This is a genomic window from Alteromonas sp. 38 (assembly GCF_902506055.1).
Classification (GTDB): Bacteria; Pseudomonadota; Gammaproteobacteria; order Enterobacterales; family Alteromonadaceae; genus Alteromonas; species Alteromonas lipotrueae.
In genome coordinates, this window is the sequence record NZ_LR733300.1 from 2,004,081 (window position 1) to 2,029,030 (window position 24,950).

Below are 24,950 nucleotides of genomic sequence, written 5' to 3' on the forward strand. Positions count from 1 at the left end.
TTGCTAAGCGGCAATGAAATAGCTGGCTAAAATTTGCGAGGAATGAACAAAAGCCAGCTATTTTTTGTCCTTTTAAGTAACATATTAGCTTGGGCAGATTAATCTAAACTCTGCGGAATCGTAATAAGTAACTGTTAATAATGTTAAAGAGCATTCTTTTGAAGAGACGTTTACCAAAAGCGAATTACCTACCTCTAGTTTTTGTTTCTTGTTTCCAACGTTAAACTCAGCATATGAACTGAAAGTACTAACATCATGTAAGCCAAGTACAGTACCTCCCTTAATTAATTCTATTGTTTGGCGCTTTGAAACACTAAATTTTTTATTATTAAGGTTGTATTCAGATAATTTTGTTTTTAGAGATTCATTTTGCAACTTAATGTTAGAAAGTAACTTTACAGTTGAATCCAATTTATTTTCTGAAGTTGTAAGTGCCTCTGTTAATAGTATATTTTTTGCTTTCAGTTCTTTTAGTATTCTTTGCTCTTCAACATTGATTGATAACTTTTCTGCAGTTTGGCTTAATTTTTTTACCAGTGTTTGAACATCTAAGTTCTTAACTCTCTCATAAGATGAAAGCTGAAGCTTAAGCTCAGAAATTTCACCTAAGCTTGTATCCTTACCTAATGTATAGGTACCTAATGCAATACCGCCAATAATTGTAAGAGCTATAGAAACGGTGGTGGCGTATATAGAAAATGTATTAACGATATTAGGCATTGTGTTTGATCTGTAAAGTATAAAGGAAAAGAAGTGACATTATAAACCGTTGATTTAATAAGTAAAGTTGGCTTTCCCGCTAAAAGTGAACATCCATGTTGAGCGTAAGCCTCTTCCTATCAATGTGCGCTGACATAGCACAGTGTTGAATACTGGCTTATGCGGTTATAAAAAAACTCAACATAGTCGAAGATATAATATTTAACTACTTCATACGACTGAAAAATTATTCCAACACTGCATCGTCCCACCGGTTACTCCGCTGTCTCATGCTATAGATTACCCTAATACTCGCTATTAGTTCTTGAGCGGGATATTTTACCTCTTTGTCGGAACGAATAATCAAACCATGTTGTGTATCCCGTCGCCTAATGGGAACTAAACATGAACTAAACATGAACTAAACATGACAGGCATAATTCGAAAACAACAATACTCAACAAGGCAGGTATAATTCGAAACCACCAAAACACTCCCTTAGTACACTTTCTTTAATCTGAATGGCTAATCTTATCCACCCAGTTTGAAACCTGCTTTAGCACACCGCTGGCAAAGTGACTCACCTTGAGCAATACGCAACCAACATTAGCAACGGGTTGAAGGTCGACAAAGTGCAATGCGATTGCTGGGATAGCGTTGCATCTAAATAGCAAATCTCGCAAAACTGATTACTATTTCACGCTGGTGAAGGAATAAATACACTTAAGCGCCTGCTACTCTTACGCGCACTTCTGCTTTTTTCTGAGCATCAACTAAAAAGAAACGTTTACCTACACAACAAGCGACGAATATAGCCTTCGTTAAAGCAGCTTTACTTTTCCAAACATGCCTGTCTTGTTTAGTCGTTTGCCCTTGTTGAATTGCTTGTTAGCTCACTTTTTTACAACATTCATAGTTTGCCTATGCAAAAGGCATAAACCGTTTCTCTCTTTGGTGATCTTTTTAGTATTAGGATCTACAAATACTTGAGTGATACCTTTACGCCTGAAAGCTTTAGGATCTAAAGGTCTTTTAGCAAATGGGTTATGAAAAACGTATAACCCATCTAGAATAGTCTCTTTGTTATTATCAGTTACGGAGCTTCTATAAATAGGTTTGAGTTCAGCCTCCGACAACCAGACAGTATTCACAAAACGATGTTCAACTTCAGCTGCCATCGCTTCAACTTTACCCCAGGTTGCAGTTGTGCTTAGTATAATTGCACTGATTTCAGAGTGACTATTATCTTCAAACAAACCTAATTCAATTTCCGCACCATTTTCTTTTTCTACATAGCCCAACTTTACATCTGGAGGTCCATTTGGATATAAATGTGGTTGGTCTTTATAAGCGTCCTCATCAACATAAAAATCATACAAAAGTGCCATGATTGGCACTTCACATTGCAAATTAAAATGTGGCTGTTCAAATGGTGCTACAGCTAAGATAAACGGATTAGCTTTTACATGGTTTAACTTTGAATAAGATTTTTTGTACTTTCTGTATTTCGTTGAGATTGAATTTGCAAGACGAATAATTGATTCCATATTCACCTGTTTAAATCTTGTCGGAGTCCCTTTTTCTAAATCTTTTTCCCATTCAGGGGTTTTACCTGTCGCTGCTGCCGCGATAGTTGCTTCTATCACAATATCTTGATTATCGTAATCTAATAGAAAATCAGGAGATGCATGAGACCAATCCATCTTTAAACCTAATTCTTTAAATACAGCATATAGATATATTTCCCAAAAGCTTGAATTAAAGGTCGTCTGAAATTCGTGTACGAACTTATTGTCCCTGTCAGGAAATCCATTACACCAACGCAATAGCTCTTTACGATCATTCTCATTAGAGAAGTTAATTATTGAAACAAAATTTTTGTGTTGTTTGTCTAGGTCTACAATAGGTTGGAATAAATTCATAATTGTGAAGGGTATCCCTAGTGAGCTAACTCCGCAATATGGGGCGTATAGATGCTTGGCTAAAATAAGCGAAGAATGAGCGCCAGCCAAGCTTTAGACGTCCCATCCATGATTGCCTTGTTAGCTGCTTGAGCTATCGAGTCCCCTCGGACCAAGCGTAACAATTTTGATCGAGGCTTTAATTTTAGGTAGTGTTTTTGATACATGATTTATAAAATCTTGAGAAATAATAGGGGCGGCCAATATTTCATCAGCCTCTAATGCAAAACCAAATGGCATTCCTGGCAAACGTATCTTCCCTTTAAATTTTGCAGCGGTTGAACCCTGCACCTCAAAAGAGTGCTCAGAAGATGTTGAAAAACCAAAAATCCCAAAATCCATTTTTATAATGGCTTTTTGAATTGTTTCCGATGTATTGAGAGACTCTCTCAAAAAGCTTGCGAATGCAAATACCAACTCTTCAAGCTCTGGAATCATAAATACTTCCGCACCTTGAGCTCTCAACGTATCGAGGAGTTCTTCGAAATCTGCAATAGCATTTACCATATTTTCTAGTTGTTCTTGATTATGTTCGTTAGAAGTTATATCTATTTGTGTGTGGAACTTTCGAAATTTGCTTTCAAATAATGCTATCGCTTTTCCAATAGGTATATATAGGTCATCTAGATGGCTTCGGGCATTTTCGAAGTGACTATTTTGGAGCTGTTGTGACAATTGACTTTCGATCTGTTTTGTTTTTTCTTTTGCAGAAGCCTTAGCTACTAATCCAGTAACAATTGCAGCCCCCAAGGCTGCCCCACCAGAAATAAGAGCAATAACAATTTTATCATCCATAATTTGAGTCTCAGTTAAGAAAGCAGCTAACGCACCGCTTAGGGCAATAACACGTGGGCTAAAATTTGGAGCGAAGCGACTGAGCCCACGTGTTATTGTCCCAGGGAGCTTGCGACCGACTACAGCGGTTTGTTAGCCTTTTTAACCTGCGCCAACTATAGAAAGCAAAGTCCCTAGCCCAAGCAGAAATACTGATAATTTTCCTGAAAAAATTAAAGTCGATGGGTGATTATTAACTTCTTCCAATTTTGATTTGGCTGTTATGAGTTTTTCATTATTTTCTTTAATTGGCTGAGCTAAATCTGTGGGGGTGCTTTTTGCATGAGCCTTTAAAATCTTCAGGCTCTCTTCCGACTTTTCAATTTCCATTTCTGCCAGTTCTTTGTTGTGTTGTACCTTCGAATGCCACAAAAAGCTTTGGCTAGCCAGTAAGCCAGAAAGAAATATCACAAATAAACCTCCCTGAGTGATCTTCCTTTTAATATCCCCAGGGATTTCTGGGAATAGGGTGTCAGTGATAGCGAATATTGCTCCGTAGATGACTACAGTTCCAATAGTAATTATGAATTGTTTATTCTTTTCTGGAAGTTTGAAATAACTCAATTTTTATCCTTAAGGCTAACGCACTGTTAAGGGGCAAATTGTAGTTGGCTAAAATGTGAAGCGGAGCGGAACCCGCCAACTGTTATTTGTCTCGCTTGAACAGCTTGCTATGTTTATTATTTATTACCATCGAGAGCATTAATTAACTCCTGATTTTTCCTTGTTATTTTTTCGATGTCACTAGCTTTAACATTACCTTTTTCCAATGCTGTAAGAATTTCAAAATGATAATGCTGAAATATACTAACAGGTAATAACGTATAGGGCTTTCCTCTTTCTTTCGCTAATTCATGTGAGAATTTACGATCATTCTCAGCCATTTCAGATGCTAGTTTCATCTTGTCCCTTTTAGACTGAGATTTTTGTTGGATAGAGATTGTAATTATTGACGATAGTGCTCCAATAATTGCGCCGATTAACGCTGACATTAAAGGAATTAAAATTTTAGCTTCCATGCAACCCTCTTATAACCATAACGCTCAAAGCAGCCGCGCATTTATGCGTCGGCTGCCTTTGCTTGTTAAATCCTTGACTCTACGCATAACCCAAACTTCTTGAGTAATCATTGAATAGTTTAGAGCAAGTCATATTTTCTATGTTTATTTTTAGCTCGCCTTCAAATAAATGTGATATTGAGCTGCTGATTGATTCCTGGTCACTCTTCGATGTCTCAAACGCAGTGGCATAACAGTCAATTGCTGCAGGATTTTCATAGCGATCTACATCTGTTAACGATAAGAGTTCCATATTTAATCTATGGAAAGCAAAACCAAGAAATACGATACGTTCGGCGTATTTCATATTTGATTTAAGTATACCCATAGAATCAGAATGAGCGCCCTCAGTAAAAGTTCGAATTCTTTGCGCATATTCAATTAGTTGGTGAGTTTGAATCTCTCCACCATATTCCATGACAGTAGAGCTTGCTCTATCTTGCCACTGAAGTGAACCGACAGTACCGTATGGATGTATGAAGGTTAATTTTGCAATGACTTCTGCTGCTTCGGCCCCTGATAAGCGATAGTAGGTCATCAGTGCGTTATGTAGAAAGTGCTCAATACAGCGATCGTAATTAAATATGACTAAGGTGATGCTGGAGAATCTTTTCGCTAGATCTTCGGCTCTACAGTTTTCGGTAAGAGTTCTAAAAAATGGAAGATACCACGTGCTCTCTAAAGCAGAAAAATTAATTGTCCGCGAACCTCTATACCGATCGAAATATAGCTTACTTCTTTTCTCTGCCTTTAGTATGGAATCAACGATACCAATCTTTCCGCATAGGGCTAATTTTTCATTACCACGTTCTGAGTCAATGAAATTATCTATGGATATGGCGAGGGGCATATTGTTTCTTATATGCCTACACGCCTGAAGGTATTCATTCACTTCGGCATTATTATTGTTTGTATGGCGTCTAAGCGTTTGGTAAAGATCGTAATTGCCATCTTTAAATGAACCATGCTCAAATTCCATTTTCAATATTCGTGCAATCTCATCTTTTAGAGAATTCCCTACGGGGAGGTCAGCTTCAAAGCTCGCTCCAGCACCAATAATATATACGGTATTCCTTGCCAATTTATACTCCGGTATTGATTAGATTTAACAGCTTATTATACGGAAAAGATCCTTTATACAAGATGGAAAGTTTCCGTACATCACGTTCCTAATCCACAAACTTTCGCACGAAAACACTCTATTATCAATCTACTACGTTCCTGCCTTTCAAAACCATCCCCACATTCCGGAACAATTCCTTTTTATTTTTACTAACTTTAAAAATACAACCAGCTGTATAAAAAACAGCCCACCGATATTCACAACAAACTCACCCAAAAACCAACCTATTCCCCTCAATAACAACCCGATCTTTCACTTGCAGCTGCATATATTCCAAGCCCCCTACTTCATCCAACAAACTCATCAATTCTAAGCTTGGCTGTTCAATGCTATTAAACACATCTAATACCCGTTGCAATTTGTATTGATGAAAGCTCGATATAAAACGTTGCTCTTCTACAGTTTGACTTTCGCCCCGCCCTATTTTGAACGTGTGCTGCCCTATTGTTCTTGGAATAAAGCGCGAAGTATTTTCATTACTCGCATTCTTTTCTCGCCAATCAACTAACGCTTCTGAAGTGTTTTTCAACACCGGCCATTGCTGGGCAAACATATTCTTTAATAGGGGCAATAAGGTTGCAGGTACTTCGTCGTTTTCTAAAAAGTCAGGGGTATTTATGTCGTTGCTGGCAGCGGCACTTGTATGCTTTTCAGCGCTTGGGTTATTCATTCGCTTTACCCAGGCGGCTACATTGGGTGCTAGCTTATCCATCAATTGTTTTGGTGCAGGGTCGCGGTATAAATGAGCATACAATGGGCCTAATAAACCAAAGTCACCAGTGCAGGGTTTATTGCCCAGCAAATATTTATGGGTGGCGAAATGTTCGTTTAAGTAATGCAGAACGGTGTTTTCGTACCAGTCTTCAATATGTGGAATGCTTTTCTCGGTAATGCCTAACAGTGGCACAAACCCTTGAAACTTTTTGGCTAGTTTCTTTCCAAAATACGCTCTAACAAATTTTGGTGCTTTAGGGGTAACTACTTGCCCGAACTCCTCATATATAAAAGGGAAGTTATCTTTGTTCCAGCGGTAGTGCATAGCGGGAATAACCAGCCATTCGTCTCCCCATAGGGCGAATAGTTCGCTTACAAGGTGCTGTGCCGGTGTGTTGGGTACTACTGATAGATTATTGGTGTTGGTATCTGCCTGTGTATTAGCCCGAGCCTGTGCTTCAAAGTAATCAATAATGCGGGCGGTATCTTGTAAATATTCATCTGAAGGGGTTTTTACCACCGGAATAAAGGTAACACCGGTTTTCGGGCGAATAATTTTTTTGTATACCGATACGGTAGACAGCACTTCGGTAAAAGGCAGTTGCTTATAGTTAAGGTAAGCACGAATTTTACCCGTATACAAAGACACTTCAGAACCATACAAAATATACACTACAACATACTCTTAAACGCTGAATAACAACAAGATAATAGTAAGTCATGTTCACGTCTATGAAATGCCTATTTTGTTCAATGATATAGCGCCATAAGAATGGCTATTTACTAGCCTCTACTCTTTACTTATTAGCCATCGACTCTTTACTTACTACCCAGCTACGCACCAATAACTAGCCGTCTAAGCACCAACAAGTAGTCAATTCCCAACCGCTTAACAGCTATATAAACGAAAAAAGCAAAAAGTATTTCACATCACAATTGTTACAATATAACATATCACCAACTTTCGACTTTATACCGTAAATCAATGACATCAAAATCTGTAATTAGTGCTAGTGAATTATCGGTACGTATAGGCCAACGTACTATTCTTGATAACCTTAATTTTGAAGTAGGCAAAGGTGAGGTGTTTGCCCTGTTAGGGGGTAATGGCGCAGGCAAATCTACTACGCTTAAAACCTTTTTAGGGTTAATGAAACCTAGCGCTGGCACAGCATCTGTTATAGGCATGTCGGTAGCAGACAATACCAACGAAGTGCAAAAGTCGGTGGCTTATTTACCGGAGTCGGTTACGCTTTATGGTCACCTTTCAGGGTATGAAAACATTCGCTACTTTTTGTCGGTTGCGGGTGTCGAAAAAACGGACGATGCTATTCATGAAGCCCTTAAAAAAGTAGCCCTTCAAGAAAATGCGTGGCACAACACCTTATCGAATTACTCAAAAGGAATGAGGCAGAAAACCGCCATTGCATTAGCCATTCTTCGTAATGCCCCAGTGCTGTTTTTAGACGAACCTACCTCTGGCCTCGACCCTGCTGCTATTGATGAATTTAACTCGCTAGTGTCTGAATTAGCAAACAATGGTGCAACCATATTCATGGTAACCCACGATGTATATGGGGCTTGTCAGGTTGCGCACCGCATTGTGTTACTAAGTAACGGCAAGCTTACGGGGTCGTTTGAACGCGTGGGTGATACGCCTATCGATACCGAAGCCGTTCACGCTGCTTTTGCAGGGCGCAAATGAATATGAACAATACAATAAAAACAATTTGCGCCGAACAGTGGCGTTATTGGCTGCGAACCAAAGTTGCTACCACGGTGTTAATTTTAGGCAGTGTACTCACCCTAGCTGCACTTGTGGTAAATAGCTTTCATATTGAAGAGGCAGCGCACGCCAGAGAACACCTTCAACATGAAGCTGAAGAACGCTTTTTATCGCAGCCCGACAAACATCCGCACCGCATGGTGCATTACGGGCATTATGTGTTTCGTACGCCTACCCCGCTTAGCGTAATAGAACCGGGTGTAGACACGTATACAGGTAACGCTATTTTCTTGGAAGGCCACAGGCAAAACAGTGCAATGTTTGCCGAGCAGCGTCAGTCTGCAGGGCTAACCCGCTTTAGTAGCTTAACGCCAAGCTTTTTGGCGTTGGTGTTAGCACCATTGTTTATTATTTTAATTGGCTACGGCAGCGTTTCACGGGAACGTGAAGCCGGCACACTAACTTTATTACTTACCCAAGGCGCTAGCCGTTGGCAGTTGGTGCTTGGAAAACTGGTGGCATTAATGCTGGCTAGCGGTGTTTTTTTACTGCCCTTGTTATTGGCCTGCGTGTATGTCGCCTTTTCCAATGAAAGCGCCTTAGTGGTAACGCTTTTTTGTTTGGGTTACATGCTTTATTTCTTGTTATGGGCTGTGGTGGTTACCGCGTGCTCTACGTTATTTGAAAAAAGCAGTGCCAGCTTTACCGTGCTTATCGTTATATGGATGAGCGCTTGCATATTGCTACCTAGAATGGGCAGCAGTGTGGCGACCAGTATAGAGCCCTCTATTGGTAAGTTAGAAGCCGACTTTAAAGTAGAAGAAAAACTTCGTAGCTTAGGCGATGGTCACGATGTTAACGATCCGGCTTTTGTGGCTCTTAAACAAGACCTTCTCGAGAAATACAATGTCGATTCGGTAGACGACCTTCCTGTGAACTTTCGAGGCATAGTGGCGCAATATTCAGAGCAGCGCCAAGCGGTTGTCATTAATGAATTTGCTGAAAGCCGCATGCAAGAAGAACTAGCCCAAGCGCGTATTGCAAGGCAGTTTGGCTGGCTTTCCCCTACCGTGGCACTGCGTTCGTTCTCTACCCTGCTTGCGGGCACCAGTATTGAAACTCACCACCGTTTTTTGCGTGAAGCCGAAATGCTACGTATGCAGTTTGTACAAGGCTTAAACAAAGTGCACGTAGAAAAGCTAGATTACAAACTGGATATGAGCCGCAACGATAGCGAAGAAGCCGCAGACAAAGCGGTAGTAGAGGCCAGTAACTGGGCAGTATTGTCTGAATTTAGTTTCCAGCCCGAAGCCCCCACAGCGCGCTTAAGCAGTGCTGCCATGTACTGTTTACAACTTCTTCTTTGGGTGGGTGTTGCTGTACTACTTCTTAATCTTGCAGTAAGGAGGCTAAACCCATGATGCGGTTTAACGATATTAAGCGCGAAGCGGGGTTTGTGTTTGCCCACCGCCAATTTAAATTAACCTTGTTGGTGGTATTTCTATTAAGCACGGTAGCCTTGTGGTCGGGTCATGCTGAAATGAAGGCGCAACAAGCTACTATTGAACGCTTATTAGAAAAAGACACTGTAGAGCGTGAAGCGGTGCTTTCCCATCAAAATAGCTATGGCATGGTGGCGTATTACGCCTTTCACCTAACCTATGCGCCGCCTTCGCCCCTCGCCTTTGCTGTTGTGGGTGAGCGTGATGTGTTTCCGTGGAAGCATCGTATACGTATGTTAGCCCTTGAAGGGCAAATATATGAAAGCGACACCGACAACCCAGAACTAGCCTTTTTAGGGCGTTTCGATTTTGCCTTTGTGGTAAGCGTGTTATTACCGCTATTTATTATCTTGCTGCTGTACGACTTAAAAGCAAAAGAGCGTGAAGCCAGACGTTTCGATTTACTTAATGTAACGGCGCGAAATAGCCATGCGGTATGGACCTCGCGTACGCTAGTTACTCTGGTGCCGTTAGCCTTAGTTACACTTATTCCTTTTATTGCCTTTGCCATTGTAAATGGCGCATCGCTACGTTCTATATTGCTAGCCTGCGTTATTGTACTGGGTACTATAAGCGTGTGGTCTGCCATTGTATTGGCCATTGGCGCGGCGCAACGTTTTGCTAAATACAGTGCCACCCACCTTGCCTCGTTAATGTTGGGTGTATGGCTTATTACCACCGTAATAGTGCCTGTTACCGGTCATACCGTTATTAATGCGGTTGTCGATACACCAGAAGGTGGCGATATTGTGCTTACACAACGTGAAGCGGTAAACGGTGCGTGGGATAAGCCGGTAGAAGCCACGTGGGAAAAGTTTATTGAAACTCACCCACAATGGGCTAATTACACGGCGTACGATCCTGAACGTGATGGTTCGTTTAACTGGAAATGGTATTACGCTTTTCAACAAGTTGGCGATGAACGGGCAAGCGAACTTTCTAACGCTTATCAACAAGCCACCCTTAGAAAAAACCAACTGGCAGGTTATGTGTCTTTGTTATCGCCTTCGTTGCTAACACAGCGTTTGCTATCGAACACCGCTAACACCAACGTGCAATCTATGATTGATTATGAAAATAAGGTGCGCGCGTTTCACGCATCGTTGCGCGAGTTTTATTACCAACAACTTTTTGCTGCGCCTGAGTTTACAGAAGCCAGCCTTAAGCAGCTTCCACAATTCACTACAACTTCACAAGTTACTACAACAAAAAATGAACACACAGGAAAACACCAATGAAAAATAACTGGGTGAAATCTACACTCGCCATCAGTATTGCCGCATTTTTCAATGCCCCTGCTTTTGCTCAAACAAATGACGGTCAACCAAATGCCCAAGGCGCGTCTCAAAAAAACGAAGAAGCAAAGGTCGAGAAAATTACGGTACACGGCATGCACCGCGCTTATCAAGGTGCGTTTGAATACAAAGAAGTGCCTGCCGCCGCGCAAGATATCGACTTAGGCTTAATTGGTGATGCAGGTGCTATTAACCTAAATGATGCATTAGATCTTTCTGCTTCGGTAGCTAGGCAGAATAACTTTGGTGGGTTGTGGAATAGTTTTGCCATTCGTGGTTTTTCTGGTGATGAAAACCTACCAAGTGGCTTCTTGGTAAATGGGTTTAATGCTGGCCGTGGCTTTGGTGGCCCTCGTGATTTGGCGGGTATCGACCATGTGGAAGTATTAAAAGGCCCTAAAGCGGCATTGTTTGGTCGTGGTGAACCTGGCGGTGCAGTTAACTTAGTCACTAAGCGCCCACAATTTGTTTCAGGTGGCGAAGTAAAAGCCACTTATGGTAGTTGGGATCAGATGCGCATTGAAGCTGACGTGCAAACGGTAGCGGGCGCAAAAGAAGACATTGGCGTTCGCCTAGTGGGCTTTTACGAAGACGCTGAAAGCTTCAGAGATACGGTAGAAACCGAAAAGTTAGGCTTTTACCCTTCTGTTACCTGGGAATTTTCTGAAGATACCCGTATTACCTACGAGCTTGAGTATACCAAACAAAAAATCCCTTTCGACCGTGGTGTTATTGCGGTGGATGGTAAGTTAGGAATTCAGCCTATTGAAACCTTCGTGGGCGACCCATCTGGCGATAGGATTACTACCGACGTGGTTGGTCACCAGCTTGAGATTTCTCATGAACTCAACGATGACTGGAACCTACTTATCGGCGCAGGCTTACGTGACACTGCCTTTGAAGGTAATGCACTAGAAACCAACTTTGCAGGGCGTCAAACCTTGTTTATCGACCCAGATCAAACCTTGCTTTCACGCTTTAAACGCTACCGCGACTTTGAAACCGATTATGTAGTACTGCGCGGCGAAATTGCCGGTGAGTTTGATACGGGTTCAATTAGCCATCGCGTTATTATTGGTGGTGATTACGATAAGTTTGAAAACGATCAGGTTATCTTGCGTTACCGCCCATCTTATTTTTCTGGCGACACAGACATTAACGATTTAGATTTAAGCCAATATCTTGTGGTAGATATTCTTAACCCAGATTACTCGCCTGTGGCTGATGTTGAATTGTCAGACAACCTAAACCGCCTAGAAACCCAAGAAGCATGGGGTATGTACATTCAAGACCAAGTGAACATTACCGATAAGTTTCAAGTGCGCTTTGGTGGTCGAATTGACAAATTTGAACAAGAAATTCAAAACCGCTTAAGTGATCCGGTAGCTATTACCTCGCAAGATGATACTCAATTTTCACCTCAGTTAGGTGCGGTGTATTTACTTGATGACAGCATTAGTTTTTACGCCACCTACGGTGAAGGCTTTCGCCAACTTACGGGTTCTGATTACGCAGGGAATCCGTTTGAACCAAACCAATCTGAGTCTACCGAAGTGGGTGTTAAAACCGACCTAACGTCGTTCTTTGATGATGTACGCGGCGACATCACCCTGTCTATCTTTAATATCGATCAAAGCAATATTTTAGTGTTCGATAGCAGCGATGAAGCGTCTGACGGTTTCTTTTTAACCCCTGGCGGGGAAGCGCGTAGTCGTGGTGTTGAACTAGATGTAAACGCTGAATTTAGCAACGGCATTAGCTTGTGGGTATCTTATGCGTATATCGATGCAGAAAGTACCAACGATGCGGCTGACGCTAACTTTGTGGCCGCTATTGAAGCGGGCGATCCGCTAATTAACGTGCCTGAAAATCAACTAAGCGTTCAAGTAGGCAAAAGCCTTACGGTTTCAGATATGCCGGTGCGCTTAGGCACTGGTTTGTTGTACGTTGATGAGCGTTTAGGCCAAACAGCAACAGACTTCTATTTACCTAGTTACACTACCGTGCGCGCATTTGCGCAAATTGAACCGGTTGAAAACTTAGTGGTACGTGCAGAAGTAGACAATCTTTTCGATAAAGAGCACTACACCAACTCTTTTGCCGATGTATGGGTTGAGCCAGGTGCACCGCGCCGCTTTAGAGTGTCGGCGTCTTACCGCTTCTAGGCTTTATAGTTAAAAGCTTTGTAGTAAAAAGCTAGCATAGATGGCTGCAATGGAAAATGGTAATAGCGTGTTATTCACACAACCGCTAAGACGTTACAGCTCCATCAGTTGATAAATGACGTAGATAAGCTTTTTCCCTTATGCTTATTTACGTCATTTTTTTATGTGTTGTAAGCCTAGACTAAGGTTAACGACTTAGGTTATCGACTAGGCGTAGATTGCACTTTTAAGTTGTAGTCTTTCGCTATGCCCTCAACAATGCGGGTTAAGCCCACTATCTCGCCTTGGTCATCCTTACTCCATGTGCAAGTAAGCGTGCTGGTGCCTTTTCGAAGCTTGCCCTGCCAATTGTCACGGCTTACATCAAGGTCGCCTCTAGCGTCAGTTAATTCCCAGCCTTTATCTTTAAAGTCAAAAACAATGGTGGCAAACCTTTCGCCTGGGATAGCCTCAATAATTTTTAAGTCTTTACGCTGAAATTTAGAAGCAATTAGTGCTCGGCGAATGTTAGTCAATAAGCCCACGTTAATCCCTTATAGTAATGGTCGAAGCTGCGGTATTTAGTCTGAGCTGCCGCTCATATTAGCGTTGCGGCTTATTATAGGCCAAGCTTTATTAGATTAAGCTTTGCGCATTTTAATAACCAACCAAATACCGCCTAATGTCATTAAAGAGGCTACCATAATTTGCACGCTAATGGCTTCAGCAAGAAATGCCCAGCCCATCAGCGTGGCAATTACCGGTACGCTTAACTGAACCGTGGCAGCCGTTGTCGATTGAATTAAAGGTAATGCCTTGTACCAAATGGCATAGCCACAACCAGATGCCACTATTCCAGATGCCAGCGCAAATAACACCCCATCGTTGCTCCATTGCCAAGTATCGGTTACCCATAACCAAACAATCAAAGGCAGGGTAAGTAGTGTGGCATATAAAAAGTTACCCGCCGTGAGCAATAAGGGCGCATTACTCTTTTTACCTAGTAAGGAATAAAAACCCCATGCAATACCAGCGCTTATCATTAATAAGGCTGAAAACAATGGTGGCGCACTAGCCCCTGGAAGCAGCAAGATAACTAAGCCTGCAAAAGCCAGTAAAAACCCTAGCCACTGAAATGTAGCAAAGCGTTCGCCTTTTAATAAGCCTACTGAAATCATAGTGAGCTGCACTGCGCCAAACAATAACAACGCGCCTGTGCCTGTCGACATAGAGATATACGCATAAGAAAATGCAATAGCGTAAATAAATAGGCTTAACGCCCCTGCTATTGATGCTTGTTGTTTAATGGCTGCTATTGGGCTGGTGTTTTTTGATGAACGGCGGGCAGTAAATGCCACTAAAAGGGCTAAGCATAATGCGCCACTGGCTAAGCGTATTGTGGTGAAAAGGCCGGGGTCGATATCGGTATTAGCCAATGCCATTCGGCATAATAACGAATTGGCCGCAAACGCCAGCATGGCAATACACACTAATCCGTACGGGTTACCCATTCGTTTTCTCCAGCAGCGTATACATAAAAGCCCTTTTTATAATGATGATAATTTTATAGCGTTTAGTTGTGCATTTAGCATTATATAAAATGCACAAAGCGCTTTTTGAACAAGGCTATTTTAAATAAAGCATTGTTTAATCAAAGCTATGTTAATCAAAGCTCTGTTAATCAACGTGTTGTTTAATTTACCTTTTTACAGGCAAAAGAAAAGGACCGCAATGGGTCCTTTTTTCGTTCAATCTTTACATTACTATGTAAGTTACAGTGAAACACCTAAGCGTTCTGCAACTTCAATGTAAGTTTCAACTACTGAGCCTAGGCCTTGTCTGAAACGGTCTTTATCCATCTTCTTACGGGTTTCTTTGTCCCACAAGCGACAACCGTCAGGGGTAAATTCATCACCTAAAACAATGTTGCCATCAGGATCAACACCGAATTCAAGTTTGTAATCTACTAGCAACATGCCTGCTTCATCAAACAGCGATTTAAGTACGGCATTTACTTTAAACGTTAACGACTTCATTTCAGCAATTTGCGCTTCAGTCGCCCAACCAAATGACACAATATGATAATCGTTAATCATAGGGTCGTGCAGTGCGTCGTTTTTAAGGAAGAATTCAAACACAGGCGGTGCCAACGTTTGCCCTTCTTCTACACCAAGACGACGAACCAAAGAGCCAGCCGCTAGGTTACGAACAACACATTCCACTGGGATCATGTCTAGCTTTTTAACTAAAGATTCAGTGTCAGAAAGCAAGGCTTCTACTTGCGTAGCAATACCCGCTTCTTCAAGTTTAGTCATAATAAAATGGTTAAACTTATTATTCACTTCGCCTTTACGGTCTAGCTGTTCAATTTTTTCACCATCGAAAGCTGATGTGTCGTTTCTGAAATGCAGAATTAACTTATCGCTGTCATCGGTAAAATACACAGTTTTTGCTTTACCGCGGTAAAGCTCGTCACGTTTTTCCATTCTCAGTCTCAATTATATATCAAGGTTATCTTCTGACATGACCTCGGCAAATGCGCCGTAAAGGTCTGAAACCTGATTGGCTTCAAAAGGTTCGCTTTCATTATTCATGAAAGTCACTGAACTGCGTTTCTCACCGGCACGTGAAACTTTCAAACGGTAGTCACCTTTTTCAAGTAACTCGTTGTCGCTGGAGAACAAGCCGCCCCACCAACCCGTGTCACTACCATTATAGGTAACAAACAGTAAGCCGTTTGATTTGTCTAAGTCTTTAACGTCGAAACCAAGTTTACGCAATACCAACAACATACGTGGCCATACCACGTCGTATTGTGCATCTACCATAAATGCGGGGTTGCCGTCATCGTTAAAGCCCATTTCGGTATTTAGGCCTTGGCGAATACGTGCAATTCGGCGAGTTTCTTGTAACTGAATTTGGTATTCGTAATGACCAATCACTTGGTTAAGTACGTCTACTTCTTCACGGCGCTCTTGCATGCTTGAAATTTCTGCAACAACATCGTCACCTGTGGTGGCCATGTAGTCTTTTAAATCAACAGAAAGGGCTGCGGTTCTACCGTGAGGTTTTACGTCTAGAACGAATTCAAAGCGGCGACCCACTTCACTTTCAGTACTGGTCCAGCTGTACCAAGGGCTGTCCACTTCTTTTTTAATGATCATCCAGTCAGTGTTTAAAACTTGCTGTTCAGGATCGAAGAAATCTACGCCAATGCCTTGCTCGTCTAGGAAGCTTAACAAAGAATTCCAAATTGCTTGGCTTAACGGCTGGCTATCATCAACTTGGTCGAACCAAATTGTTGCTGTGCTTTTACCTTCTTCAACGTGAGAACCGGTTACTAGCGGCAATACCAATGCAGGAGATTGCACAAGCAATTTCTTCCCAACAAGACTTTCATCTACGCTTTCGTCTAATTCAGGTACTGCAAACTCTCTAGAAAAAGTTGGCGCATCTAAGTCGTCAGGAACACGTACTGGGGTTTGTTCTTTTGTTTCTAAGTACTTGTACGTTCCTGAAGCCGTCTTTCTATCTGTTTGGCTTGAACAACCTGCAAGTGCGATTACTACCATCGAACTCACTATAGCCAGCGTTCTATTCATCTGTGTTCCTTATTAACCCGAAATCAATGCGTATTTTTGTAATAGTTCTTCGATATGTTTTTGGCTTACAAGTTCCGGTAAAACCATAGGTAATCGCATTTGTGCACTTTCCATCATGCCCATTTTGTATAAAGCCCACTTTGGAATAACTGGATTAGGCTCGATAAATAGCGCGCTGTGAAGCAATTCGATGCTTTCATCTATAGTGCGACATTTATCAAAATCTTTTGCTAAAGCGGCTTCGCACATTTGTGCAATGGCCTTAGGTACCACGTTTGCTGTCACAGAAATAACACCATGACCGCCTTCACACATAAATTCACAACTTGTGCCGTCATCGCCGCTTAGTAAAACGAAGTCTGAAGGTACCAGTGCTTGCGTTGCTTTAAGGCGAGAAATATCGCCTGTTGCGTCTTTTAATCCAACAATATTTTTGTGAGATGAAAGTTCGGCCACGGTTTCCGGCAGCATGTCGGCAACGGTTCTACCCGGTACATTGTATAACAACACAGGTAAATCGCTGGCATCAGCAATGGCGTTGAAGTGTGCCACCATGCCTGCTTGTTGAGGCTTGTTGTAGTAAGGCACTACGCTTAAGAAGCCGTCGATACCAGCCGCGCCCAATTGCTTAGTTAAGAAAATCGCTTCGGCAGTTGAGTTTGCACCACTACCTGCAATAACAGGAATAGCGCCAGACACCATAGCAACGGTCTCTTTAACTACATTTACGTGTTCATCAAACGGTAAGGTGGCCGACTCGCCAGTGGTGCCAACAGACACAATACCATGTGTGCCTTGTTCAACATGAAAGCGCACTAGCTTCTCAAGTGACTTATAATCGATGTCGCCGTTTTCAAACATCGGCGTGACGAGTGCTACGTAACTACCAGTAAACATAATCTCTCCGCAAAATATGAGCGCACATGGTAAATATGTCGGTAGCTAAACACAAGCTATCTCACGTCTAAATGACAAGAATTTGACAATAATCTGCATCAATACTACAAAAAGCCGCTGGTACTAAAAAAAAACTCTATGCTACCATCACACAATACGTTTCTTGTGATGTAGGTTTTAATGTCTCAACACCAACTGATTGTTACCATTTTAGGTTCTGATAAAACGGGTATATTAAGTGAAATTGCGACCACAGTTTCTGCAGCGCAATGCAATATTTTAGACAGTCGGCAAGCAATTTATGGTCAAGAGTTTTCACTTACTATGATTTTAGAAGGCTCACAGTCAGCCATTACCCGCGCTGAGTGTAGTGTGCCTCCCCTTTGTCAGCGCCTAGATCTGCTTTCCATGATGAAACGTACCAGTCACCACGAAAAGCAAAATCTCGATCACTTATTTCACGTTGAGTTCAGCGGCGAAGATACGGCTGGCCTTATTGAGGCAGTAACAGGCTTTTTCGCAAAACGTAACGCGTCAATCAGTGCGTTTAGACAAGCCACTTACAAAGCGGCTGAGTGTGAAAACGAATGTATGCGATGCAAGTTTGTTGTGAACATGCCCGCCTCAGAAGATTTTGCTGCTCTAGAATCAGAACTAACCGCGTTGTTTGAAGAGCTCAATGTAACCGGTAAAGTTGTAGACAAACATATTAAGGAATCTAATGAACACGCTTCAAGCTGGTGATAAAGCACCACAGTTTTCACTTCAAAACCAAAATGATGAAACCATTACGTTATCAGATTACCTAGGTAAAAAAGTACTGGTGTACTTTTACCCTAAGGCGATGACACCAGGTTGCACCGTGCAAGCGCAAGGCTTGCGTGACAGCAAAGATGCCCTAGACGGCTTGAACGTAGAAGTGATGGGTATTAGCCCTGATGCGGTTAAACGCTTGCCAAAATTTGCTGAAAAGGAAAGCCTAAACTTTACCTTGTTGTCAGATGAAGACCACGCGGTAGCAGATGCTTTTGGCGTATGGGGCTTGAAAAAGTTCATGGGTAAAGAGTATGACGGTATTCATTTATACCCCCATTAATATTCTGCACATTACGCTCTAAAAACCTCCTCTTTTCCTTTTCTAAAATCACAATTTACTACTACGCTTAAAAACTGCACAGTCCTAATGGGTAACGTACGTTTTTATGGAAGAGTTCAGTTCTTTTGTATCAAACAAAGAGCCTATTGATTTATCTAAATCTTTATTGAATGAAGATGATGGTATTTGGTTATCTAGATCCGATTCACATACTGGCGTTGCGGCTTTTGATGAAGAGCTAAGAGTACTGCCTTTAATTTCCGAATTTCTCTCCCACAACTTAAGAAACAATAAAATAAGCCCCCACACTGCTAAAACTTACGCTAAGAATCTAATCTATTTTTTGGCTTACTTGAAAAAGAGACCAGAATTTGAAGGTACATTACTTGATGACGCCTACCTGACTGTTTCGAAGCATGTTATCGAAGAGTACCTAGCAGAACTAAAAAACATCCATAACCTGACTTCAGCTACGATCCGAAATAGAGATGCAACTCTTCAAGCATTCATTCACAAGTTTCTTTATCAAAACCAGGAACTTCGAGATGCATATATCGAGAAAAGCCCGTATTCCGGTGGTTTAATTAGTGGGCCGGTAAAGCAAAAACTTGTAATTTCTTGTTCAATTGATGAGCTCACAACATTGATGATGCAAAGCAACTCTGAAAGGGAAAGGTTGATACTTCAGTTTATTTTTGATTCGGGAATCCGGAGATCTGAATTACAAAATGTAACTAGGCAAGACATTACAAATGCTTGGGAGTTTAACAGCCAAAAGCTTATATCCAGAAACTCTGATAAACCTACCATATCCCCTTATGCACCTCTTTCTATAGAAGGCGTGAAAGGTCGCCATAACAGTAAGAAGCAACGAATGACATTATTAAGCCGAGCCACACTAGGCAGAATAAGTAGATATCATTCATCGCCACTATATAAAAAGTACGCAAGAAAATACCCATCTTCCCATGAAACCCCTGCCTTTTTTAACGCCCAAGGGGGATCTATTACACCTAAGTGCTTATCTAAGCTACTTAAAAGAGTTTCGGAAAGAGCTATAAACAGAGAGTTAATATCTAAGCAGATGTCTCCTCATAAACTTCGACACGGTTTCGCATACGACTTACTTCAATCATCCGATATAGGTAAAAGCTATGTGGACAGGCTTGCTGTAGTGCAAAAGTCACTTGGTCACGCATTCCTGAGTAGTACAGAAGTTTATACAAAAATACCGCTGGAGTTATATAAAACAATAACAGATAGCGACGGTGAGTTGATAACAAAAGCAGAGCGAATGGAGCGGTTAGTAGAAAGGACACAATTAAAAATATCTATCAAGGACAAAAAATGAATATTGCATCACGCTGTATGAACGAATGGGAGAAGTTGTTATCAATTCAGTTAAGCAGTTTTAGTGAACTGGCACAGCCCACAGAAAAGTCACCGCATCTGCAACTAATGCACTTATTCACCTCAGTCTATAAAACCAAAACCAGCGAATCTCATAGAGCCGACGTTAAGTCAACTTTTAAGCATGTGTCAGCATTGATGGAAGAAAAGTTTGATAACGAACCAATTTACCTCAGCCAAGAATTAAACGAATTCTCATTGAACGAATTTCATGCTTATTTGAAGCGCTGTATGTTATGCGAAAAGTTACATAATCGTTATGCAAACGTCTTGCAAAGCACATATAAAAATATTTTGAACAAAGCTATCGAAATTGAAACTCCCAATTTTGAAAGGTTCTATTTGCCTAGCGCATTTTGCTATCACACAAGGGTAACGGAGCGCTACAAGCCTTACAGCGAAATCGACAGGAAGCGGATCGGAAACGCAATAGACAAAGATATCAGCAAAGTCTTAAAGCTAATTAAACCTTATCAAAAAACAGGTAAAGGTAGAGCCGTTATCGATGACAAGGCGAGACTTAAAAAAAGAGATAATGAGATTCTCACATTGGACGATGCTCGTTGGATTTTTGAGAATAAATTGGACTGTAAACCCATTACAAGCTCTTATGATTTTCGAAAAACGTCCGCTGGTAATATTTTCTACAAAATCATTAGTAGTCATGGCGTTTATTACCAAGATATTTATGAATCCTGGGGAGTACTGTGCAAAGTTACCATGAATCATTTGCTTCCCTTTCTACTGAAACTACTTCAAGTAACGGGTATGAATGTTGAATCAATTAATGCTCTTGAGATTGACGATCTGGTTGATAAACACCCTGCAACAGGTAAACCGTGTTTACGATATTGGAAAGACCGCTCTGATGGGCAAAAGCTGTATCATTTAGATATCTTTAAGGCAAACCTCCAGTGGCTAACTAACAGTCAGGGAAATCAGGTAAAAACCATTTTCGATAATGTACTGAGATTAACGTCTCAGCTAAGAGATAAGGCACCTCAAGAACATAAAAACAAATTGTGGCTATTCGAAACCCATAACGGACTAGTAAAAAGCCTTCCTTGTGCGCATCATGTAACTAAAGCTGTAAAAATCTTCTCTGAAAAACATTTACTCTTTGACCAATCTACTGGTGTAAAAATCTTAGAAACAACAAGGTTTAGGCCAACTTTTGTTAGTGACCTCATAGAGCAAGGAGTATCTATCAGGGAAATTCAGTTGTTAATGGGTCATAAGAGTTTATATACGACTATGCGTTACTTAGATGTACATGACTTCGGAAGAACTGCCAGAGAAAAAATCAAAGAAAAGCTTTTAGAGATACATCGTAATGCTCAGACTTCAGTACACTATAAGCCTAAAAAGAGAGTGAGCCAGAAGCATAAAGAAGATTCGATTCCAATATCAACTCCTCTAGCTACATGTAAAAACATTTTTGACCCACCAGAGTCAGTTAGAAGTCTTTCCAACTATACACCTGGTAAACCGTGTAGCACTTATAATATGTGTCTAAGCTGCCCAAATGTGATCATAACGCAGACAGATTTGCCCAAACTTTTTGCTATGAAGCGCGACTACTTAACAAAAATCCAAAATAGTAGGATCCTAGATACTCCCTTTGGCGATGTAATAAAAAGCAACCTCGCGTTACTAAACCCAATTTTAGACATACAGTATTCGGAATTCAGCCCCCAGGAACTGGATGAAGCCGAAAAGCTGTCGTTATATATCGAAACAACAGAGCTGGTTTAAGGAAAAAAATGGAGAGACAACCAAAATACCTCAGCATTTTAAGTACGATTGCTCAGCTAAAAAGATACAAATCAAATATTTTAAGTGCTGACTACAATAGAGCTGTAAACAAAGATAACGCACTGTACCTAAATGAATTACTCAACCTACCAGCCTCAGAGACTTCACTGTTTTCTGACACTGAATGGGGTTTCAACATAGAAAACCCTAATGTCTCCCCCAGTATCAGAGGAAGTAAGCTCAGGATTAACTTCGCCAAATATAAAAACGTTCCAACAGAGCTTACTATTGAAATAAAGTGTATTTTACTAGCCGTATTACTTACTCCAGAAGTTTTTATAAACAATAGAAAAAAAGCCAAAAAAAAGACAACTAACAAACTTGCAGTAAATACAGTTTTGGCACACATGAAGTCAGGGCTGCGGTTCCTAGAAACTCTCTTTCGACATCTAAAAACTAAGCTGGGACATGAACACATTGAAAAAACATACTTATCTCTTACTCAATTACAGGCTGATGATTATAGAGAAGCGGCCAAAGCCCACAAAAGTACCTATAACGATGACCTGAGACAATTTTTCTCTTACATCCAAAACCCTTACACATCCGAGCATATTTTTGGGAAAAGCGTACCTGCCTTCGACTCAGATCAATTCACATGGGAAAGCCGTTACAAAAAGCAACTTTCGACTCAGGTCTTGCCAAACTGGGCTTTTGATCAGCTTGTAAGGGCTGCTTCACTGCTAGTGCATGACTTTCTAATGACAATGAAAGAAGAGGTATCAGACTCGTATGTAAGTCGATATTCGCAGATTAATACCTCAAAATATTGCAAAGACATAGGACTTACACAGCACACTTTTAAACTATACAGAGCCTTTCGCCTTCTTAACGCAGGTTATGCTGAAAAATTTGTGGATTCAAAATATGGCATACCCAATGAACTGCGTAATTCGAAGGGAAAATATAACTTTAAAGACATGACGTTCTTTCTAAATGAGCGTCAAGGGTGCAGCTTTTCATTGTCTAGTGCATATGAACACTTAGCGCTTGTAACCTGTGCTGCTAAATATCTAATAGGTCAATATACGGGGATGCGCCCATCCGAGTTGGCCGTAATCGATTTAAACACCTGTCTAATTGAGGAGAATGGAATAAAACTTCTCCGTTCGCATGTTTTCAAAGGAAAGGATAGTTTCTCTAAAGGGCTATTTGATGATAAGTGGGTTGTTATCCCAATCATTGAAGATGCAATTAATGCGATCAGAATTTTAAGTTCGATAACGCAAAGAGGTTTAGCATTTAGCTCTATTCAAACTAAAAAACCTGAAGAAACAGAGAAACCGCAGAACTCGGTTATGATATGCCACCAAATAAAGATATTCATAAGACACGCTCTACCTAACGATGACCTTGGCTTTAATAATTATATGATGCGCCATACACTCGCATATCAACTATATAGGCTAGAAGCAGGCCTTCCACTAATTTCATTTCAACTTAAGCATCTGGTCAATACCGTAGATAAATTTCTATCACGAGGATCTACAAGTGATGTCACAATGGGCTACGGTGGAATTGCAGACAGTTTAGTTGAGAGCCAAACAGCACAAAGGCTGAGGAAACAGTCTGAGATTGAAGTGATTAAAGCGACCGCAGATCCTGATGGTAATTACCTTGGAGGCAAAGCAGCTGAACACAAAGAGCGGTTACGCAGTGCTTTCAAAGGCTATATGGCAAGCGGTTATTCTAAAGATGAAATCTTTGAAGCAATGGCCGACCAAGGCCTTGGTGTCATTAATGTAGGATTAGGGTATTGCTACGGTTCCGATAGCACAAATACAGACCTTCCCTGTATTGGCTCCCTCAGATGTAATTCAAACCGTTGTTCAAATGCCATTGTAAGTGAAGCTAATGCTCCCTATTGGCGAGAGATTTACAACACTAATCGAGCAAATCTTAACAACCCAACCTATCAAGACAATTATGAGCAAATACAAGAGGTGATTAGCGAGGCTAAGCAAGTACTAGAATTACTAGGGCATAGTGTAGACGATGAATAACTTTGATGAGAGAAACCAAAGAGATTTTGAGGAAAACACGGAGCGTTTAGCCGACGCCATCGATAAGATAGGATCAAGCGCCAACCTACCAGCCACAATCACACAGTTGTCAGAACTGACAGGGATGCATAGAAACGCAATCAGCAGAAGGCAGTGGCCTGTAATTAAGCTCAAGGAAATAAAAAATAGACGAAAAGCGCTACAGCAGCAACAGTCTATCGAAAAGAAGCAGATTGATCCGGTCACTATTCTCGAAGGTAAACTCGATAACGCCAAGCGTGAGCTTGTTTACTGGTTCAACAAAAACTTAGACAACGAGAAAAAGATAATGCAGCTTGAGCAAAATCTACAGAGAATGACTCAAGCCCGAGGCGACTATGAAAATATGTTAAAACAAGAGCGCCAAAAGACATCTGAACTCACAAAGCAGTTAAATATTATGCGTGACTTGTTATCATAGGAATTAAAAGCTTACGCTCCAAAGAAGCTTTATTACTCAACACAATGGCGAAAAGCTATTTTAACGAAAACTACATTCATTGATGGAAGAAGGAAGGATTTAATAATGGTTGAAGCAGGCCAAAAAGCACCAGAATTTACATTACAAGACCAGAGTGATGAATCAGTTTCTCTTACCGACTTCAAAGGCAAAAAAGTTCTTGTTTACTTTTACCCAAGAGCCTCTACCCCTGGCTGTACTGTTCAAGCTTGCGCTATAAGAGACACCAAATCAGAACTTGACGAGTTAAACGTAGTGATACTCGGCATTAGCCCTGACACTCCGAAAAAGCTTACAAACTTCACCAACAAACAGGAACTGAACTTCACCCTACTCGCAGACGAAGATCATGCTGTTTGTGAGGCATATGGTGTTTGGCAACTGAAAAAGTTCATGGGCCGTGAAAATATGGGCGTGGTACGAACATCTTTCCTAGTTGATGAAAACGGCAATATTGAGCATGTATTTAATAAGTTTAAAACCAAAGATCATCATGAGGTTGTTTTAAACTACTTAAAAAAATGAAACTACAGTAACTTTAAGCTGCATTAGAAATGTTTGTAGATACTTTT

General features: G+C 41.1%; 22 protein-coding genes and 1 pseudogene. 11 read left to right on the top strand and 12 right to left on the bottom strand.

Going from position 1 to position 24,950, the window contains the following annotated elements; genetic code table 11:
* Positions 1-84: 84 nt before the first annotated feature.
* The 7 genes from FLAVO9R_RS08640 to FLAVO9R_RS08670 all read right to left on the bottom strand — a co-directional run bounded on the left by FLAVO9R_RS08640 (position 85) and on the right by FLAVO9R_RS08670 (position 7,062).
* Positions 85-720 carry a hypothetical protein gene (locus FLAVO9R_RS08640; RefSeq protein ID WP_159530506.1) on the bottom strand — a complete coding sequence of 212 codons (636 nt, stop codon included), beginning with the start codon at positions 718-720 and terminating at the stop codon, positions 85-87.
* A gap of 872 nt (positions 721-1,592) precedes the next feature.
* Positions 1,593-2,621 (bottom strand): hypothetical protein, encoded by a 1,029-nt coding sequence (locus FLAVO9R_RS08645; protein WP_159530508.1) that lies wholly within the window; start codon positions 2,619-2,621, stop codon positions 1,593-1,595.
* A 120-nt stretch (positions 2,622-2,741) separates the two neighbouring features.
* Entirely contained in the window at positions 2,742-3,455 is a 714-nt protein-coding gene (locus tag FLAVO9R_RS08650) for a hypothetical protein (RefSeq protein ID WP_159530510.1), read from the bottom strand.
* 141 nt (positions 3,456-3,596) lie between these two features.
* On the bottom strand, positions 3,597-4,058 hold the full coding sequence (locus FLAVO9R_RS08655; RefSeq protein ID WP_159530512.1) for a hypothetical protein: 462 nt from the start codon (positions 4,056-4,058) through the stop codon (positions 3,597-3,599).
* A 116-nt stretch (positions 4,059-4,174) separates the two neighbouring features.
* On the bottom strand, positions 4,175-4,513 hold the full coding sequence (locus FLAVO9R_RS08660) for a hypothetical protein (protein ID WP_159530514.1): 339 nt from the start codon (positions 4,511-4,513) through the stop codon (positions 4,175-4,177).
* A 79-nt stretch (positions 4,514-4,592) separates the two neighbouring features.
* Positions 4,593-5,633, bottom strand: a complete 1,041-nt coding sequence (locus tag FLAVO9R_RS08665) for a hypothetical protein (protein ID WP_159530516.1) — start codon at positions 5,631-5,633, stop codon at positions 4,593-4,595.
* A 250-nt stretch (positions 5,634-5,883) separates the two neighbouring features.
* Positions 5,884-7,062 carry a glutathione S-transferase gene (locus FLAVO9R_RS08670; RefSeq protein ID WP_159530518.1) on the bottom strand — a complete coding sequence of 393 codons (1,179 nt, stop codon included), beginning with the start codon at positions 7,060-7,062 and terminating at the stop codon, positions 5,884-5,886.
* Between the two features lie 312 nt (positions 7,063-7,374).
* Between FLAVO9R_RS08670 and FLAVO9R_RS08675 the strand changes: the two genes are divergently transcribed.
* From FLAVO9R_RS08675 to FLAVO9R_RS08690, 4 genes are read left to right on the top strand one after another with little or no spacing between them, the layout of a single operon-like run.
* Complete coding sequence (locus FLAVO9R_RS08675; RefSeq protein ID WP_159530520.1) at positions 7,375-8,094, top strand: ABC transporter ATP-binding protein; 720 nt, start codon at positions 7,375-7,377, stop codon at positions 8,092-8,094.
* Positions 8,091-9,536: an ABC transporter permease gene (locus FLAVO9R_RS08680; RefSeq protein WP_201299251.1), complete on the top strand. Its 1,446-nt coding sequence runs from the start codon at positions 8,091-8,093 to the stop codon at positions 9,534-9,536. Before FLAVO9R_RS08675 ends, FLAVO9R_RS08680 begins: the two co-directional genes overlap by 4 nt.
* Positions 9,533-10,855, top strand: a complete 1,323-nt coding sequence (locus FLAVO9R_RS08685) for a DUF3526 domain-containing protein (protein ID WP_159530524.1) — start codon at positions 9,533-9,535, stop codon at positions 10,853-10,855. The genes FLAVO9R_RS08680 and FLAVO9R_RS08685 overlap by 4 nt, the downstream gene beginning before the upstream one ends.
* Complete coding sequence (locus tag FLAVO9R_RS08690; RefSeq protein WP_159530526.1) at positions 10,852-13,077, top strand: TonB-dependent siderophore receptor; 2,226 nt, start codon at positions 10,852-10,854, stop codon at positions 13,075-13,077. Before FLAVO9R_RS08685 ends, FLAVO9R_RS08690 begins: the two co-directional genes overlap by 4 nt.
* Before the next feature lie 200 nt (positions 13,078-13,277).
* Here the strand turns inward: FLAVO9R_RS08690 and FLAVO9R_RS08695 are convergent, their stop codons facing one another.
* From FLAVO9R_RS08695 to dapA, 5 genes are all read right to left on the bottom strand, one after another.
* Positions 13,278-13,601, bottom strand: coding sequence for a hypothetical protein (locus FLAVO9R_RS08695; protein WP_159530528.1), 324 nt, complete (start codon positions 13,599-13,601; stop codon positions 13,278-13,280).
* Positions 13,602-13,697: 96 nt separating this feature from the next.
* Positions 13,698-14,567: a DMT family transporter gene (locus FLAVO9R_RS08700; RefSeq protein ID WP_159530530.1), complete on the bottom strand. Its 870-nt coding sequence runs from the start codon at positions 14,565-14,567 to the stop codon at positions 13,698-13,700.
* Between the two features lie 261 nt (positions 14,568-14,828).
* On the bottom strand, positions 14,829-15,542 hold the full coding sequence (gene purC / locus FLAVO9R_RS08705) for a phosphoribosylaminoimidazolesuccinocarboxamide synthase (protein WP_013784230.1): 714 nt from the start codon (positions 15,540-15,542) through the stop codon (positions 14,829-14,831).
* A gap of 12 nt (positions 15,543-15,554) precedes the next feature.
* On the bottom strand, positions 15,555-16,658 hold the full coding sequence (gene bamC / locus FLAVO9R_RS08710; RefSeq protein ID WP_159530532.1) for an outer membrane protein assembly factor BamC: 1,104 nt from the start codon (positions 16,656-16,658) through the stop codon (positions 15,555-15,557).
* 12 nt (positions 16,659-16,670) lie between these two features.
* A complete protein-coding gene (dapA, locus tag FLAVO9R_RS08715) occupies positions 16,671-17,555 on the bottom strand; it encodes a 4-hydroxy-tetrahydrodipicolinate synthase (protein ID WP_159530534.1) in 885 nt (294 codons plus the stop codon).
* 180 nt (positions 17,556-17,735) lie between these two features.
* Here dapA and FLAVO9R_RS08720 point away from each other — a divergent pair, with 180 nt between their 5' ends.
* From FLAVO9R_RS08720 to bcp (FLAVO9R_RS08750), 7 genes and pseudogenes are all read left to right on the top strand, one after another.
* Positions 17,736-18,299 (top strand): glycine cleavage system protein R, encoded by a 564-nt coding sequence (locus FLAVO9R_RS08720; RefSeq protein WP_159530536.1) that lies wholly within the window; start codon positions 17,736-17,738, stop codon positions 18,297-18,299.
* Positions 18,277-18,636 (top strand): annotated as a pseudogene (gene bcp, locus FLAVO9R_RS08725) (thioredoxin-dependent thiol peroxidase); the annotation flags it as partial. The gene FLAVO9R_RS08720 and the pseudogene bcp (FLAVO9R_RS08725), both read left to right, overlap by 23 nt.
* A gap of 121 nt (positions 18,637-18,757) precedes the next feature.
* Positions 18,758-20,002 (top strand): tyrosine-type recombinase/integrase, encoded by a 1,245-nt coding sequence (locus tag FLAVO9R_RS08730; RefSeq protein ID WP_159530538.1) that lies wholly within the window; start codon positions 18,758-18,760, stop codon positions 20,000-20,002.
* Complete coding sequence (locus tag FLAVO9R_RS08735) at positions 19,999-21,816, top strand: tyrosine-type recombinase/integrase (protein WP_159530540.1); 1,818 nt, start codon at positions 19,999-20,001, stop codon at positions 21,814-21,816. The genes FLAVO9R_RS08730 and FLAVO9R_RS08735 overlap by 4 nt, the downstream gene beginning before the upstream one ends.
* 8 nt (positions 21,817-21,824) lie before the next feature.
* Positions 21,825-23,879: a hypothetical protein gene (locus FLAVO9R_RS08740; RefSeq protein WP_159530542.1), complete on the top strand. Its 2,055-nt coding sequence runs from the start codon at positions 21,825-21,827 to the stop codon at positions 23,877-23,879.
* Positions 23,872-24,339 carry a hypothetical protein gene (locus FLAVO9R_RS08745; RefSeq protein WP_159530544.1) on the top strand — a complete coding sequence of 156 codons (468 nt, stop codon included), beginning with the start codon at positions 23,872-23,874 and terminating at the stop codon, positions 24,337-24,339. The genes FLAVO9R_RS08740 and FLAVO9R_RS08745 overlap by 8 nt, the downstream gene beginning before the upstream one ends.
* A gap of 105 nt (positions 24,340-24,444) precedes the next feature.
* Complete coding sequence (bcp, locus tag FLAVO9R_RS08750) at positions 24,445-24,903, top strand: thioredoxin-dependent thiol peroxidase (RefSeq protein WP_201299252.1); 459 nt, start codon at positions 24,445-24,447, stop codon at positions 24,901-24,903.
* Positions 24,904-24,950: the final 47 nt, after the last annotated feature.

Coding starts and splice junctions, on each gene's coding strand:
- FLAVO9R_RS08730 (WP_159530538.1), top strand. CDS start 18,758: ATGGAAGAGTTCAGTTCTTTTGTATCAAACAAAGAGCCTATTGATTTA.
- FLAVO9R_RS08660 (WP_159530514.1), bottom strand. CDS start 4,513: ATGGAAGCTAAAATTTTAATTCCTTTAATGTCAGCGTTAATCGGCGCA.
- FLAVO9R_RS08740 (WP_159530542.1), top strand. CDS start 21,825: ATGGAGAGACAACCAAAATACCTCAGCATTTTAAGTACGATTGCTCAG.
- FLAVO9R_RS08640 (WP_159530506.1), bottom strand. CDS start 720: ATGCCTAATATCGTTAATACATTTTCTATATACGCCACCACCGTTTCT.
- FLAVO9R_RS08745 (WP_159530544.1), top strand. CDS start 23,872: ATGAATAACTTTGATGAGAGAAACCAAAGAGATTTTGAGGAAAACACG.
- FLAVO9R_RS08690 (WP_159530526.1), top strand. CDS start 10,852: ATGAAAAATAACTGGGTGAAATCTACACTCGCCATCAGTATTGCCGCA.
- FLAVO9R_RS08680 (WP_201299251.1), top strand. CDS start 8,091: ATGAATATGAACAATACAATAAAAACAATTTGCGCCGAACAGTGGCGT.
- FLAVO9R_RS08675 (WP_159530520.1), top strand. CDS start 7,375: ATGACATCAAAATCTGTAATTAGTGCTAGTGAATTATCGGTACGTATA.
- FLAVO9R_RS08700 (WP_159530530.1), bottom strand. CDS start 14,567: ATGGGTAACCCGTACGGATTAGTGTGTATTGCCATGCTGGCGTTTGCG.
- FLAVO9R_RS08645 (WP_159530508.1), bottom strand. CDS start 2,621: ATGAATTTATTCCAACCTATTGTAGACCTAGACAAACAACACAAAAAT.
- purC (WP_013784230.1), bottom strand. CDS start 15,542: ATGGAAAAACGTGACGAGCTTTACCGCGGTAAAGCAAAAACTGTGTAT.
- bcp (WP_201299252.1), top strand. CDS start 24,445: ATGGTTGAAGCAGGCCAAAAAGCACCAGAATTTACATTACAAGACCAG.
- FLAVO9R_RS08735 (WP_159530540.1), top strand. CDS start 19,999: ATGAATATTGCATCACGCTGTATGAACGAATGGGAGAAGTTGTTATCA.
- dapA (WP_159530534.1), bottom strand. CDS start 17,555: ATGTTTACTGGTAGTTACGTAGCACTCGTCACGCCGATGTTTGAAAAC.
- FLAVO9R_RS08650 (WP_159530510.1), bottom strand. CDS start 3,455: ATGGATGATAAAATTGTTATTGCTCTTATTTCTGGTGGGGCAGCCTTG.
- FLAVO9R_RS08720 (WP_159530536.1), top strand. CDS start 17,736: ATGTCTCAACACCAACTGATTGTTACCATTTTAGGTTCTGATAAAACG.
- bamC (WP_159530532.1), bottom strand. CDS start 16,658: ATGAATAGAACGCTGGCTATAGTGAGTTCGATGGTAGTAATCGCACTT.
- FLAVO9R_RS08685 (WP_159530524.1), top strand. CDS start 9,533: ATGATGCGGTTTAACGATATTAAGCGCGAAGCGGGGTTTGTGTTTGCC.